Source organism: Vibrio sp. PNB23_22_6 (genome assembly GCF_052877535.1).
In genome coordinates, this window is sequence record NZ_JBNFXP010000095.1 from 1 (window position 1) to 262 (window position 262).

At 42.0% G+C, this 262-nt stretch carries 1 tRNA gene; it reads right to left on the minus strand.

What is annotated here, in order from left to right:
* Window positions 1–186: 186 nt before the first annotated feature.
* Window positions 187–262, minus strand: a tRNA-Val gene (locus ACVA54_RS19755).

Genomic DNA, 262 nt, shown 5'->3' on the forward strand with positions numbered 1-262 from the left:
TGAGAACTTTACAAACAATCTCCCATCTATTTAAAGACAAGGATTGTTTAGTCAGCTTTCCAAATTGTTAAAGAGCAAATCACTTCCGAAGAAGGTCATTTTCTAAAGACTTTCAGAGTCGAATATTCTAACCACATCCGTTTTACTGAAGTGGTTTGGAATTCCTATCCAAAAATACTTAGAGAATGGTGGGCGATACCGGGCTCGAACCAGTGACCCCCTGCTTGTAAGGCAGGTGCTCTCCCAACTGAGCTAATCGCCC